Source organism: Nocardiopsis yanglingensis (assembly GCF_045809185.1).
In the GTDB taxonomy this organism is placed as follows: domain Bacteria; phylum Pseudomonadota; class Gammaproteobacteria; order Xanthomonadales; family Xanthomonadaceae; genus Stenotrophomonas; species Stenotrophomonas yanglingensis.
The window spans coordinates 228,665-243,159 of record NZ_JBJNRH010000005.1 but is presented as its reverse complement, the minus strand read 5'-3'; the positions used below and the strand labels follow the sequence as shown (position 1 = coordinate 243,159).

Below are 14,495 nucleotides of genomic sequence, written 5' to 3'. Positions count from 1 at the left end.
CGCAATTGTGAAGATGAATCCGCAGGCTGTCAACGATTTCCAACAAATATTTCACGCGGCGCTTCCAGAGCCGCCACTGACCCGTTCTGCACGCCGTCAACGGCTACCATGTGGGGCGATGACTACCAAAAAACCAAGCAAGGGCGGGAGCACCTCCCGCAGCCAGGCCCCGAAGAAGGGCGCCAAGGCGGGCACAGCCCGCACCACCAAGCCGGGCAAGCCGTTGCCGGGCTGGTTCCCTGAATTGAATGAAGGCGGCGCACCACCGCGTGGCCGCAAGGTTCGCAGTGCCGACGCCCCGGGCCCGGCCCCGGGCCGCAAGCTGCCGCCGACCGGCAAGGTGATCGACGATCCCTATGCCGCCCGCGAAGCCGAGAAATACGAACAGCCCATCGCCAGCCGCGAGGCCATCCTGGCCCTGCTGGAGCGCTGCGAAGGGCCGCAGACCGCTGAAGAACTGGGCGCGCGCCTGGGCTTGACCGCACCGGATCGGGCCGAGGCGCTGTCGCGCCGGCTCGGTGCCATGGTCCGTGATGGCCAGCTGGTGCAGAACCGCCGTGGCGGTTTCGCACCGATCCAGACCCTGAACCTGGTCACCGGCGTGGTGATCGCCAACCCGGAAGGGTTCGGCTTCCTGCGCCCGGTCGAAGGCGGCGACGACCTGTTCCTGCCGCCGTATGAGATGCGCAAGGTCATGCACGGCGACAAGGTGCTGGCACGCGTGACGGGCATCGATCACCGTGGCCGCCGTGAAGGCAGCATCGCCCGCGTGCTCGAACGCGGCATGACCCGACTGATCGGCCGCTTCAGCATCGAGATGGGCATCAACTATGTGGTGCCCGACGACAAGCGCGTACAGCGCAACGTGCAGGTGCCGCCGGACCAGACCGGTGGCGCGCGCGACGGCCAGCTGGTGGTCTGCGAACTGACCCAGGCGCCGGACAGCCGCCGTCCGCCGATCGGCCGCATCATCGCCGTGCTCGGCGACAAACTGACCGCGTCGCTGGTGGTGGAGACCGCCATCCACGGCCATGAACTGCCGTTCGAGTTCCCGCAGGACGTGCTGGACGAAGCGGCCTCGGTGCCGCTGGTGGTCGAACCGGCGATGATCGGCGACCGCGTTGATCTGCGCAGCACGCCGCTGGTGACCATCGATGGCGAGGATGCCAAGGACTTCGACGACGCGGTGTACTGCGAACCGAATGCCGATGGCTTCCGCCTGGTGGTGGCGATCGCCGATGTCTCCAACTACGTTCGCCCCGGCACGCCGCTGGACGAGGAAGCGCAGAAGCGTGCCACGTCGGTGTACTTCCCGGGCTTCGTGGTGCCGATGCTGCCGGAGACGCTGTCCAACGGCATCTGCTCGCTGATGCCGAAGGTCGACCGCATGTGCTTTGTCTGCGACATGCAGATCGACCGCGATGGCCTGGTCACGCATTCGCGCTTCTACGAGGCGGTGATGAACTCGCATGCGCGCCTGACCTACACCCAGGTGTGGAAGGCGGTGGGCGAGGACGATGCCGATACCAAGGCCTGGATGGGCGACCTGCTGCCGCAGGTGCAGCGCCTGCACCAGCTGTACAAGGTGCTGTCCAAGGCACGTGCCAAGCGCGGTGCCATCGAGTTCGAAAGCAGTGAAGTGCGCTTCGTGCTGGACAACCGCGGTGAAGTGACCCAGGCCGGCATGCTGGTGCGCAACGACGCGCACAAGCTGATCGAGGAATGCATGATCGCGGCCAACGTCGAGGCGGCCAAGTACCTGCTGTCGCGCCACGTGCCGGCCCCGTACCGCATCCACGAAAAGCCGCCGGAAACCAAGTACGCCGACCTGCTGGAATTCCTCAAGGAGTTCAAGCTGAGCCTGCCGCCATGGTCGAAGGTGCGCCCGGGTGACTACACCAAGCTGCTGAAGAAGATCCGCGACCGCCCCGATGCCACGCTGCTGGAATCGGTGCTGCTGCGCAGCCAGAGCCTGGCGATCTACAGCCCGGAAAACCACGGTCACTTCGGCCTTGCACTGGAGGCGTACGCGCACTTCACCTCGCCGATCCGCCGTTACCCCGACCTGCTGGTGCACCGTGCGATCAAGCATGCGTTGTCCGGCAAGCCACTGGACAAGTTCACCTACAACGCACGCGAAATGGCAGCCCTGGCGCTGCAGTGTTCCGAGCGTGAGCGTCGTGCCGACGAGGCCGAGCGCGAAGTCGATGAGCGTTACCGCGCGGCGTGGATGGAAAAGCACGTGGGCGGCCAGTTCGACGGCGTCATCAGCGGCGTGACCAGCTTCGGCCTGTTCGTGGAACTGGACGAGTCCAAGGTGCAGGGCCTGGTGCACGTGACCCAGCTGCCGCAGGACTATTACAAGTTCGATGCGACCCGCAAGACGCTGACCGGCGAACGCCGCGGCAGCAGCTACCGGCTGGGTGACCGCGTGCGGATCCTCGTGCTGAAGGCCAGCATGGAAGAGCGCAAGATCGACTTCCGCCTGGTCGAGCACAAGGGCGAGGACGAGGGCGATGGCCTGCCGCCACTGCCCGAGCGTGGCAAGCCGGCCAAGCGCACCAAGAAGCAGTATTGAAAGGTGTGCCGACCAACGGTCGGCACCCACCACGTCGGCGCCTCCTGTCCGGTGGGTGTCGACCTCGGTCGACACGATTTTGCGGAGGAACTCACCATGCAGGGCCAACCCGAACACAGTGGCGGCTGCCAGTGCGGCGCGATCCGCTTCCAGGCGCGTGGCGAGTTGACCGACAGCTCGATCTGCCATTGCCGGATGTGCCAGAAGGCCTTCGGTGCCTATTACGCGCCGCTGGTGTCGGTGCGCGGCGTGCAGTTCAGCTGGACCCGCGGCCAGCCGCGCTATTTCCAGTCGTCCAACGTGGTGCGGCGCGGCTTCTGCGCCGACTGTGGTACGCCATTGACCTACGAGGCGCCCGATGGCGTGGCGGTGGCTGCCGGCGCGTTTGACGAGCCCGAACGCCTGCCGCCGACGATCCAGTACGGGGTCGAACGCAAGCTGCCCTTCGTCGACGGCTTGGCCAGCCTGCCGGCGCGACGTACCGAGGAGGACATCGCCGCGCTGGAGTTCCTGGCCACCATCGTGTCCCACCAGCACCCCGACCACGACACTCCGCACTGGCCGCCGCGCAGCCGGTGACCCGCCTGTAGAGCCGAGCCCACGCTCGGCTGGCGGATCGCCGCTGCCTGGACCAGGGGCAGCCGAGCGTAGGCTCGGCTCTACAGATGGCCGGTCGCAGCGCCCGGCCCGCCGATGCTCTACCATAGCCACCCCCTTTCCGGTCCCCGCCCGCATGAGCAAGAACAGCCAGTGGATTGTCGGCGTCAACGCCGTCGCCTCCTCCATCGAGAACGACGCCGAGAACGTCCGCGAAGTGCTGGTCGAGGCCGGTGCGAAGAACCCGCGCCTGACCGAGATCGAGGAAAACGCCCGCCGCAAGGGCATCGACGTGCGCAAGGTGAACAGCCAGGCGCTGGACGGTGTCGGCGGTTCGGTGCGCCACCAGGGCGTGGCCGCGCGCTATGCCGCCGCCCGTACCTACAGCGAGAACGAGCTGGAAGGCCTGGTCACCGCGGCCGAGGGCAAGGCCCTGCTGCTGGTGCTGGACGAAGTGCAGGACCCGCACAACCTGGGCGCCTGCCTGCGCTCGGCGGCTGCCGCCGGCGCCACGGCGGTGATCATTCCCAAGGACAAGTCGGCCACGGTCAATGCCACCGTGCGCAAGACCTCGGCCGGTGCCGCCGATCTCATCCCGGTGGTGGCGGTGACCAACCTGTCGCGCTGCCTGAAGGACCTGCAGAAGCAGGGCGTGTGGATCTACGGCCTGGCCGGCGAAGCCACCGCCTCGCTGTACCAGCTGGACCTGAAGGGCAACATCGCCCTGGTGCTGGGCGGCGAGGCCGATGGCCTGCGCCGCCTGACCCGCGAGAACTGCGATGGCCTGGTCAAGATCCCGATGCCGGGCGAGATCGAGAGCCTGAACGTCTCCGTCGCCGCCGGCGTCAGCCTGTTCGAGGCCGTGCGCCAGCGCGGTTGATCGGCAGCAGGGGCCGTGTCGACCAAGGTCGACACCCACCAGGTAGTCGCCAACCTTGGTTGGCGCTCCTGCTGCCTTACCCCGCGCTGCCGCCCAGCGCCTTGAACAGGGTCACGTCGTTGTTCAGCTGGCCCTGGCGCACGCGTGCCAGCGACAGCTCGGCATCACGCCGGGTCTGCTGCGCTTCCAGCCAGGTGCGCAGGTCGGTGGCACCCACGCGGTAGCGCACTTCCTGTGCTCGCTCCACTTCCACCGCTTCGTCGTACGAGGCCTGCGAGGCCGCTACCTGGCGCGCCAGCTGCTCGCGTGCCGACAGCGCGTTGTCCACTTCCGAGAGCGCGGTATACAGCGTCTTGCGGAAGTTGGTGGCGGCGATCTGGTAGGCGGTGCCGGCGATATCGGTATCCAGCTGCGCACGCTGCAGGTTGAGGAACGGCAGCGACAGGCCGGCGCCCAGCGTGGCTACCGGGTTGCGCAGCACATCGCCCAGCGAAGTCGCGCTGGAACCGAGGCTGCCGGTCAGGCTCAGCGCCGGGTAGTACTGGGTGGCGGTGACCTTGATCGTCTTCAGGCTGTTGCGAAGGCGCAGTTCGGCTGCGCGCAGATCCGGACGGCGGCCGAGCAGGTCGGTCGGCAGCCCTTCGTTGACGCCGGGGCTGCGTGCGGCCAGCAGGTCCTGCGGTTCGTCCTGCTGCGGCCAGGGCGTGCCGTCCAGCAGCACGGCCAGTGCATTGCGCACCTCCACCTGCTGCTGCTCCAGTGCGCTCTGCGAGGAACGCTGCGATTGCAGGTTCTGCAGTGCCTGGCGTACTTCCAGCCGCGATACCGCACCAGCGTCGAAGCGGGCCTGCACCAGTTCGCGGGTGCGTTCCAGCCGCTCCAGGTTGGCCTGGCCAGTGGCGATCGACTGGTTGAGATAGGCCAGGTTCCAGTACTGGGTGATGGTGTCGCCGATCACCAGCAACGCGGTGTTCTGCCGGTCTTCCTCGCTGGCCTCGGCTTCCCAGCGGGCGATGTCGCGCTGGGTACGCAGGCGGCCCCACAGGTCGACCTCCCAACCCAGCGACACGCCTGTGGAATAGCTGCGACGCCAATCATCAGACTGGTCGGTGGCGCGGCTGGCATTGCCGCTGACGCCGGATGACGAAGGCTGCGGCCACAGCGCGTTGCTGGCCAGGCCGGCCTGCAGGCGCGAACGCTGCACGGCCAGGCCGGCGGCGGCCAGATCGCTGTTGGCCGCCAGCGCCTGCGCCACCAGGCGGTCCAGGCGTTCATCGCCGAAGCCGGTCCACCAGGTGTCCTGGCGGATGTCGCGGCCCGGTGTATCCAGGCTGCTGCGCGGGTCGTCGGCCGGTGCGTTGAGGGTGGCATCGCCGCGCCCATAGGCAGCCGCTACGCTGGGGTCTGCCACCGGATAGCGGCCCATCGATGCGCAGCCTGACAGGGCGAGCAGTACGGCGCCCGCCAGCAGCAGGCACGAGGGAGCAGGGAAGGGCAGTCGGGTCATCATCTTCATTCGCGGGCCAGGGCCTCCACCGGGTCGAGCTGCGCGGCATTGCGCGCGGGCAGGAAGCCGAACGCCACGCCGATCAGGGTCGAGCAGGCAAACGCGGCGACGATCGAGGCGGTGGAGAACAGCACCTGGAAGTCGCTGGCGAAGCGGCCGATCATCGAGCCCAGCAGCAGGGCCAGGCCGATGCCGAGCACGCCGCCGAGCAGGCACACCAGCACCGCTTCGATCAGGAACTGCTGGCGGATGTCGCTCTGCCGTGCACCGACGGCCATGCGCACGCCGATCTCGCGGGTGCGTTCGGTCACCGACACCAGCATGATGTTCATCACACCGATGCCACCGACCAGCAGCGCGATGGCGGCGATGGCCCCGATCAGCAGGGTCATCGTGCGCGTGGTCTGCTCGATGGTCTCGCGGATCTCGGCGCTGTTGCTGAGGAAGAAGTCCTCGGTGCCATGGCGCATCGTCAACAGTCGGGTGATCGCTTCCTGCGCGGCATCCATCGGCGTGTCGTCGTCCACGCGCACGGTGATGCTGGAGACGTGGCTCTGGCCGAGCATGCGCGACATCACCGTGGTGTACGGCACCCACACGCTGAGGCTGGTGCTGCCGCCGAAGCCGAAACTCTGGCGCTTGGCCACGCCGACCACGCGTGCCGGCACGTTGCCGAGCAGGATCACCTGGCCGACCGGATCGACATCGGGGAAGAACTGGGTCTGGGTGTTCTCGTCGATCACCGCCACCTGGCCCAGGCCCTTCACCGCATCGCTATCGAAGAAGCTGCCGCTGAGCAGGGTCACGCCCTTGACCCGGAAGAACTGCTCGCCAACGCCACTGACCTGGGCGGTGGAGGACTGGTTGCGGTAGCGGGCCGTGACCGAGGTCGACACGCTGGGGGTGGCGCTGTCCACGTAGCTCTGCTTTGCCAGTGCATCGGCATCGCTGGCCTTGAGCGTCTGTACCCGCGCCGAGCGCATGTCGCCGAAACCACGGCCGGGATAGACGTCGATGGTGTTGGTGCCGAGCGCGCTGATGTTCTGCAGGATCTGCTGCTGAGAGCCATTGCCCAGCGCCACCACCGAGACCACCGAGGCGATGCCGATGATGATGCCGAGCATGGTCAGGAAGGTACGCAGCCGATGTGCGTTCATCGCCAGCAGCGCCATGCGGAACGCTTCGGTGAAACGGTCGCGGGCCGCCCGCCAGCTGTTGCCGCGGGCAACGCCGGTGCTGGCTTCGCGCTGCGCGCGGTAGGTCGGCGCGTTCGGGTTGGCGCGGTCGGCGATGATCTCGCCATCGCGGATCTCGATGATGCGCTGCGCATGTTCGGCAACGCTCATGTCGTGGGTGACGATGATGATGGTGTGGCCTTCGGCGTGCAGCTCGCCCAGGATCGCCATCACTTCCTCGCCGGATTTCGTGTCGAGCGCGCCGGTCGGTTCGTCGGCCAGGATCACCTCGCCGCCGTTCATCAGGGCACGTGCGATCGACACGCGCTGCTGCTGGCCACCGGACAGCTGGCCTGGCTTGTGGTGCATGCGGTCGCTCAGGCCCAGCCGCTGCAGCAGCTGCTCGGCACGCGCGTTGCGCAGGGCGCCCGGGCTGCCGGCATATACCGCCGGAACCTCCACGTTGCCGCGCGCGTCCAGGTCGCCCAGCAGGTGGTAGCGCTGGAAGATGAAGCCGAAATGCTCGCGGCGCAGTTCGGCCAGTTCGTCCGGCTCCATCTTCCCGGTTTCGCGGCCGGCCACCTGGTAGCTGCCACGGGTAGGACGATCGAGGCAGCCGAGGATGTTCATCAGCGTCGACTTGCCCGAGCCGGACTGGCCGACGATGGCCACCATCTCACCGGCGTGGATGTCGAGATTGACGTCGCGCAGCACGGCGATCACATCGTCGCCGGCCGGGAACTCGCGTCGCAGGTCGCGCAGGCGCAGCAGCGGCGCCGTCGTGCTCATCGGCGCCCCATGCCTGGGCCGCCGACCCGCATCTGCATGCCGCCGCGGTTGCCGCCGCCGGCACCGGCCGCGGCGGCGCTGGCTTCGCCGACCACCACGCGCTCGCCTTCCTTCAGCCCGGACAGGATCTCGGCCGAGGCGCCGTTGTTGATGCCCACGGTGACCTTGCGCGGCTGCGGCTGGCCCTTGTCGTCCAGCACCCGCACCATGCGCTCGTCGCCACGGCGCTTCGGTCCCAGTGCCACCGCCGGCACCATCAGCACGCCCTTGGCCTGCTTGAGCAGCACCGAGACCTGCGCGGTCATGTCGATGCGCAGCGTGCCGTCCGGGTTCTCCACATCGAACAGCGCGTTGTAGTACACCGCGCTGCTGGAGCTGGAACTGGAGGAGCTGCTGGAACTGGACGAGTTTTCATTGGCGATCGAGGCCGGCGCCGGATTGATCTGGCGCAGCGTGGCGTGGTACTTGCGATCGGGTTCGCCCAGCGTGGTGAAGTACACCGGCATGCCGGCCTTGATCTTGACCACGTCGGCTTCGGATATCTCGGCATTGACCGTGACCACGTCCAGCCGCGCCAGCATGACGATGGTCGGCGCGGTCTGGTTGGCGTTCACGGTGCGGCCTTCCTCGGCCACCACCGCCACCACGGTGCCATCCATCGGCGCGGTGATGCGGGTGTAGGCCAGGTTGGCGCGGGCCGTGCCCAGCTCGGTTTCGCGGCCCTTGATCTGCGCCTCGTAGGACTGCAGCTGGGCACGGGCGGTCTTCAGCTGCGCCTCGGCGGCATCGTATTCCTGGCGCGAGGTGGCCTCGGCGGCCAGCATCTGCTGCTGGCGCGCGAATTCCAGTTCTGCCTGGCGCAGGGTGGCCTGCTGCACGGCGCGCTGGGCGGTGACCTGGTCCAGCGAGGCCTGCGCGTTGAGCACCTGGTTCTGCTGGGTGGTGGCATCGATCTCGGCGATCAGGTCGCCTTCCTTCACGGTGTCGCCCAGCTGCACCTTCAGCGACTTGATCTGGCCCGAGGCCTGCGCACCGACGCTGACCAGCTTGTAGGCGTCGATCACGCCGGTGGCCTCCACCGTCTGCTCGATGTCGCCGCGGCTGACCGGGGTGGTCGCTACGGCCGGGGCGGCGGGCTTGCGCAGCAGCCACCAGGCGGCTGCGGCGACGGCGAGGGCAAGCAGGGCGATCAGTATCAGGCGACCTCGGCGGGTCGCAGGCAACAGGCGGAACGTCACGTCGTGGCTTCACTCTCGGGGCCGCGGTGGCGGCGTTGGTGGGCATTGTGAAGATCGACCGACGGGGGGCCAATCCTCGGGGTATGTCTGTATGTAACACTGTCGGTGAATACGCGTAACCACAGGTATCCCGCCCATGGCTGGATACACTGGTACGCATTGCCCCGGATGCGGTTCAGCTGCCGACACGGGATGATCGCGACATGGAGACTGAAAACCCGATGCATCGACTGCTGATCGTCGACGACGACAACGACATCCGGACCCTGCTGGCAGAACAGCTGGGCCGTGCCGGCTACCAGGTGAGCACGGCCGCCGATGGCACCGCCATGCGCCAGTTGTTGGACCGTGAGCACGTGGACCTGATCGTGCTCGACCTCAACCTGCCGCGTGAGGATGGCCTGACCCTGTGCCGCGACCTGCGCGCGCGCTCGAACACGCCGGTGATCATGCTGACCGCACGCGCCGAGCCGATCGACCGGGTGCTGGGCCTGGAAATGGGCGCCGACGACTACCTGGCCAAGCCGTTCGAACCGCGCGAGCTGCTGGCGCGCATCCGCAACGTGCTGCGCCGGACCGAGGCGCTGCCGGCCAATCTGGAGCCGCTGGCGGTGCGCCGCGCGCGCTTCTCGCGCTGGATATTCGACCTGGAGCACCGCCACCTGGTGGACCCGGACGACCGCGTGGTGGTGCTGTCCGGTGCCGAGTTCCGCCTGCTGCGGGTGTTCATCGCCCATGCCAACAAGGTGCTGTCGCGCGAACAGCTGGTGGCGCTCAGCAGTGGCCGCAACTACGAGGCGCAGGACCGCGCCATCGACCTGCAGGTCAGCCGGCTGCGCAACAAGCTGGGCGACGACGGTGGCCCGGACGGCCTGATCAAGACCGTGCGCAACGAAGGCTACGTACTGGCCTCGTCGGTGAACCTGGAATAAGCCTCGATGAAGCGCCTGCGCCATTTCCTGTCCTCGATGGTCGGGCGGTTGTTCGTGATCCTGCTGCTGGGCATGAGCGTGGCCGCGATCGGCGCGACCATCCTGGCCACCTCCAAGCGCCAGCAGGAGTTCGAACGGCAGAACCTGAACCGCATCGCCGACCGCCTGCAGGGCTACGTCAACCTGCTCGATGGCAATCCGGAGCTGCGCGAGCGCCTGCTCGAGATCGGCGGGCCGAGCGTGCGTGCGCTGCAGCCGGGCGCTCGCCTGGGACGTGCCGACACCGCGCTGATGGAGGTACTGGAAGACCGCCCGGGGCCGGTGTCCCGCGCCCACGTGCACTTCGCTTCGTTCCGCTCGTGCATTCCCAAGCTGCAGGATCTGCTGCCGCCACCGCCGCCCGGGCACCGCCGCCACCCGCGCGAGCGTGATCCGGCGTTCATCCCGCCCAAGTGCCGTGCGGTCGACGTGACCCTCAACGACGGCACGCTGCTCAAGCTGGCACTGGATTCACCGGCCGTGGCGCACAACGGCATTCTTGCCGTGGATCCATGGTTCCTGACCCTGCTGGTGCTGGCGATTGCGGTGCTGGCGTACATCGTCGCGCGCATGGCCAGCGCGCCGCTGCAGGAACTGGCCGCTGCCGCCGAGGACCTTGGCGACGACCTGCAGCGTGATCCCTTGCCCCTGCGCGGGCCGCGCGAGGTGCAGCGTGCCGCCGAAGCCTTCAACGCCATGCAGCACCGCCTGCAGCGGCATCTGGCCGAGCGCACGCAGATGCTGGCGGCGATCACCCATGACCTGCAGACGCCGCTGACCCGCCTGCGCCTGCGTCTGGAAAATGTCAGCGACGAAGCGCTGCGCGAGCGCCTGATCGGTGATCTGGCGGCAATGCAGGCACTGGTGCGCGAAGGCCTTGAGCTGGCCCGCAGCGCCGAAAGCGCCGAGCAGCGTGCCGCGCTGGACCTGGACTCACTGCTGGAAAGCATCGTCGAGGATGCCACCGAGGGCGGCGCTGATGTCGTCTTCGAAGGCGGTACCGGCGCGGTGCTGATGCTGCGTCCACTGGCCATGCACCGGTTGTTCTCCAATCTGGTGGACAACGCTGTGATGTATGCGCATCGCGTGCGGGTGCGGGTGGAGCGCGGCGGTGGCTCGATCACCGTGATGGTGTCCGATGATGGTCCCGGGCTGGCGGAGGAGCAGCTGGAGGCGGTGTTCGACCCGTTCGTGCGGGTGGAAACCTCCCGTTCGCGGGAAACCGGCGGCGCCGGGCTGGGCCTGACCATCGCCCGCGCACTGGCCGAGAAGGACGGCGCTCGCCTGTGGCTGCGCAACCGTGCCGAAGGCGGGTTGGAGGCGGTGGTGCAGTGGCCGGCCAGCGCGCAGGTGGTGCCCCCGGGCCGGGCTGGCTGAGTCCGCCCGCCAGCCAACGGTGACGCCAGGGCCGGGGTTTGGCCTATCATCTGCGCAACTCCCCAGTTTTCCGTCGATGAGCCAGCCTGTTCCCGCCGGCATGCCGTTCCGCGCTGCCCGGCCGTTCCCGCATGCTGCCTGGTCCGGTGGCTGCATCTGGCCACCGCCGCTGCACTGATGGGCGGACAGGGGGGCAACGGGCGCTGGGTGGAGTGCCACGTATCGGGATTCAGGCGGGCGCTGCGGCAGGGGCTGCTGTGGCTGCTGCTGGCGCTTGCGCTGCCGCTGGCCGCACAGGACGGCGCCCCCCCGCTGCGCGACTACGCCATCGATGTATGGACCTCGCGCAACGGCCTGCCACACAACTCGCTGCGTGACATCGCGCAGACGCCGGAAGGCCATCTGTGGTTCGCCACCTGGGAAGGTCTGGTGCGTTACAACGGCTTGGATTTCACCGTGTTCGACCGCAGTACCCGCCCAGGCCTGCGCGACAACGGCATCGGCGCGCTGTTCGTCGACCGCCAGGGCGGGCTGTGGATCAGTGATTCGCGCGGCAATGTCAGCCATCGTGGCAATGACGGCCAGTGGCGGGTCTGGGAGCACCAGGCCGATACCCCGCAGGTGCTGATCCAGTCCATGCAGATGGACAGCCAGGGCCGCCTGTGGCTGCTGTATGAAGGCAAGGGCATCGGCTATCTGACGCCGGACACCGGCATCGTCTACCAGGCTCCGGCCGCTGACCTGCCGATGGCGATGAGCTTCACCAAGCTGGTGGTCGATGCGCAGGACCGGGTCTGGGCCGGCACCCTCGATGGACTGGTACTGCGCGACAACGACGGCGTTCTCAAGCGGGCGCCTGCGGCGTGGGGGCTGGGCGCCGGCAGTGGCCTGTCGTGGCCGTACCGTGCTCCGGATGGCGCGCTGTGGATCGTCGCCGGCGAGCGCCTGTACCGGGTGGAAGATGACCAGCTGGTGTTGATGCACCGCCTGCCGGGCCAGCTGCACATGACCTCGATGCTGCAGGACCGCCACGGTGACCTGTGGCTGGGCACCGAGAACCAGGGCCTGCTGCGCATCTCCGCACATGGTCTGGAGCGGCTGCCGGCGGGCCTGAACCTGCCGGGTGGGCGCGTGGTCAGCCTGCGCGAGGACGCCGAGGGCAGCATCTGGGTGGGTGCCAACGGTGGCCTGTACCGCCTGCGCGAAACACTGTTCAGCAGCTACACCGAGCGCGATGGCCTCAGTGGCGACTATGTGCGCACCGTGTTCGAGGACCGCGACCGCCAGCTGTGGGTCGGCAGCGCCAGCGGCCTCGACCTGCAGACCGCCGATGGCCGCTTCCGTGCGATGCCGCTGCACAACCGCGGCGGCAAGGCACCTTCGGTGCTGAGCCTGGCGCAGGGCCCGGACGGTGACCTGTGGGTTGGAACGTTCGGCGATGGCGTCTACCGTCTTGGCCGCGATGGCCGGCTGCGACACAACTATGCCGCCGCCGATGGCATGCCGGGTGGCAACATCCGCGCGATCAGCGTGGACCCGCAGGGCGTGGTCTGGGCCGGTACGCAGAAGGGCGTGGTCCGCATCGACGGCGACCGCGTGCAGGTGTCAAACGTCCCGGGCATGCCCAGCGGCCTGATCACCGCGCTAGAGCACGATCACCAAGGCAACCTGTGGATCGGCACCATCGAGGGAATCCGCGTGCTGCGCGGCGACCACGTGCAGTCGATCGACCTGGCGCCGCTGGGCGGCGGCCGCAGTGTGTTCGGTTTCCACCAGCTGGGTGACGCGATGTGGATCAGCAGCGACCGTGGCCTGTACCGCTGGCGCAACGGCACGCTGGCGCGGGTGGGGCTGGAGCAGGGCATGCCGGTGGATGCGGTGTTCCAACTGGTGCCGGACCGCCTGGGCAATGTGTGGATCAGCAGCAACCGCGGTGTGCTGCGCACCGACATGGCCACCCTCAACGCGGTGGCCGATGGCCGCGCGCCGCGGGTGGTGGTGGAGCGCTACAACGAGATCGACGGCATGGCCAACGCGCAGGCCAACGGCAGCTCCGGGCCATCGGCGATCCTGCGCCAGGACGGCACGTTCTGGGTGGTCACCGCCGGAGGCCTGAGCACCGTCGACCCGCAACGCCTGCAGCGTTTCCGCGAGCGTCTTTCACCGCCGGCAGCGATTGAAAGCGTGCAGGTGGATGGCGCACCGGTGCATTGGGAAGGCCCGGACCGCAACTACATTCCCGGCGGCCGCCGGTTGACGGTGAGCTATGTCGGCCTGAGTTACCTGATGTCTGACCGGATCCGCTACCGCACGCGGCTGGACGGCCTGGATGCGGGGTGGGTCGAACGCGGCCCGCAGCGCAGCGTGGAGTTCGTCGGCTTGCCGCCGGGCGACTACACCCTGCACGTGGCCGCTGCCCATCCGAGTGGCAGCTGGGGCCAGCAGGAAGCGGTATGGAGCTTCACCGTGGAGCCGTTCTGGTGGCAGCGACGCAGTGTGCAGGTGCTGGGTGGCCTGTTGCTGCTGGCCGGGCTGGTGGCGCTGTACCGCCTGCTGCTGCAGCAGCTGAAGGCCAGCAACCTGCGCCTGGCACGGCGGGTGGATGAAGCCACCTTTGACCTGCAGGCCAAGACCGTGCACCTGCAGGCGCTGAACCAGGAAAAGACCGAACTGGCCGAGCGTCTGGCACGCCAGGCCGAGGCCTTCGAACGGCAGGCCCGCGAGGATGCGCTGACCGGCCTGGCCAACCGCCGAGCCTTCGATGAGACCCTGGCGCGCGACTTCGCACGTTCGCAGCGCAGTGGCCATCCGCTGTGCCTGGTGGTGCTGGATATCGACCACTTCAAGGACGTCAACGACCGCCATAGCCACAGCATCGGCGATGCCGTGCTGGTGCAGGTGGCGCGGTTGATCGCCGCCGCCAGCCGCGACTCGGACCTGCCGGCGCGGACCGGCGGCGAAGAGTTCGCGCTGCTGCTCAACGACACCCGCCTGGAGGAAGCCGCACAGCTGTGCGCGCGCCTGCGCGGCCTGTTCCACGACCACCCGGACTGGGCTGGCGTGGACGGCCTGCGCGTGACCTTCAGCGCGGGCCTGGTGGAACTGGATGCCGACGACCGCACCCCGGCACTGCTGTACCAGCGCGCCGACCGGGCGTTGTATCGCGCCAAGAGCGATGGCCGCGATCGTACGAGCATTGGTTGATCGCATCCACGCGTGGCGTGGATTTACTGGAGTGCCGTACCAACCGGCGGTGCCGACCAATAGTCGGCACCCACCAAAGAAGTGACCCACAGAGGCCGTCGGCAGCTCACAACGAGTGCAGTGACCCGCTGTTGCTCCTGCTTTTCTGATCTTTCCGTGGCGCTCAGCAACGTGTCCGC

The 14,495-nt window shown here is 68.1% G+C and carries 9 protein-coding genes; 6 read left to right on the top strand and 3 right to left on the bottom strand.

The genetic code is table 11. The features are described from left to right. Window positions 1–118: 118 nt before the first annotated feature. The 3 genes from rnr (at window position 119) to rlmB (ending at window position 4,055) form a co-directional block, all read left to right on the top strand. Window positions 119–2,578, top strand: a complete 2,460-nt coding sequence (gene rnr / locus ACJ7C5_RS10150) for a ribonuclease R (RefSeq protein ID WP_088025440.1) — start codon at window positions 119–121, stop codon at window positions 2,576–2,578. A gap of 96 nt (window positions 2,579–2,674) precedes the next feature. Beyond that, window positions 2,675–3,157 carry a GFA family protein gene (locus ACJ7C5_RS10145; RefSeq protein ID WP_412703797.1) on the top strand — a complete coding sequence of 161 codons (483 nt, stop codon included), beginning with the start codon at window positions 2,675–2,677 and terminating at the stop codon, window positions 3,155–3,157. Between the two features lie 154 nt (window positions 3,158–3,311). Further along, window positions 3,312–4,055 (top strand): 23S rRNA (guanosine(2251)-2'-O)-methyltransferase RlmB, encoded by a 744-nt coding sequence (rlmB, locus tag ACJ7C5_RS10140; RefSeq protein ID WP_005408775.1) that lies wholly within the window; start codon window positions 3,312–3,314, stop codon window positions 4,053–4,055. A gap of 76 nt (window positions 4,056–4,131) precedes the next feature. Here the strand turns inward: rlmB and ACJ7C5_RS10135 are convergent, their stop codons facing one another. From ACJ7C5_RS10135 to ACJ7C5_RS10125, 3 genes are read right to left on the bottom strand one after another with little or no spacing between them, the layout of a single operon-like run. Next, on the bottom strand, window positions 4,132–5,562 hold the full coding sequence (locus tag ACJ7C5_RS10135; protein WP_412703796.1) for an efflux transporter outer membrane subunit: 1,431 nt from the start codon (window positions 5,560–5,562) through the stop codon (window positions 4,132–4,134). 5 nt (window positions 5,563–5,567) lie between these two features. Continuing rightward, window positions 5,568–7,526 (bottom strand): MacB family efflux pump subunit, encoded by a 1,959-nt coding sequence (locus tag ACJ7C5_RS10130; RefSeq protein WP_412703795.1) that lies wholly within the window; start codon window positions 7,524–7,526, stop codon window positions 5,568–5,570. Next, window positions 7,523–8,764, bottom strand: coding sequence for an efflux RND transporter periplasmic adaptor subunit (locus ACJ7C5_RS10125; protein ID WP_097049970.1), 1,242 nt, complete (start codon window positions 8,762–8,764; stop codon window positions 7,523–7,525). The genes ACJ7C5_RS10130 and ACJ7C5_RS10125 overlap by 4 nt, the downstream gene beginning before the upstream one ends. A gap of 221 nt (window positions 8,765–8,985) precedes the next feature. Between ACJ7C5_RS10125 and ACJ7C5_RS10120 the strand changes: the two genes are divergently transcribed. The 3 genes from ACJ7C5_RS10120 to ACJ7C5_RS10110 all read left to right on the top strand — a co-directional run bounded on the left by ACJ7C5_RS10120 (window position 8,986) and on the right by ACJ7C5_RS10110 (window position 14,316). Further along, window positions 8,986–9,696, top strand: a complete 711-nt coding sequence (locus tag ACJ7C5_RS10120) for a response regulator (protein WP_008267980.1) — start codon at window positions 8,986–8,988, stop codon at window positions 9,694–9,696. Window positions 9,697–9,702: 6 nt separating this feature from the next. Continuing rightward, on the top strand, window positions 9,703–11,112 hold the full coding sequence (locus ACJ7C5_RS10115) for an ATP-binding protein (RefSeq protein ID WP_285316827.1): 1,410 nt from the start codon (window positions 9,703–9,705) through the stop codon (window positions 11,110–11,112). A 177-nt stretch (window positions 11,113–11,289) separates the two neighbouring features. Next, complete coding sequence (locus ACJ7C5_RS10110; protein WP_412703794.1) at window positions 11,290–14,316, top strand: two-component regulator propeller domain-containing protein; 3,027 nt, start codon at window positions 11,290–11,292, stop codon at window positions 14,314–14,316. The last annotated feature ends 179 nt before the right edge of the window (window positions 14,317–14,495 follow it).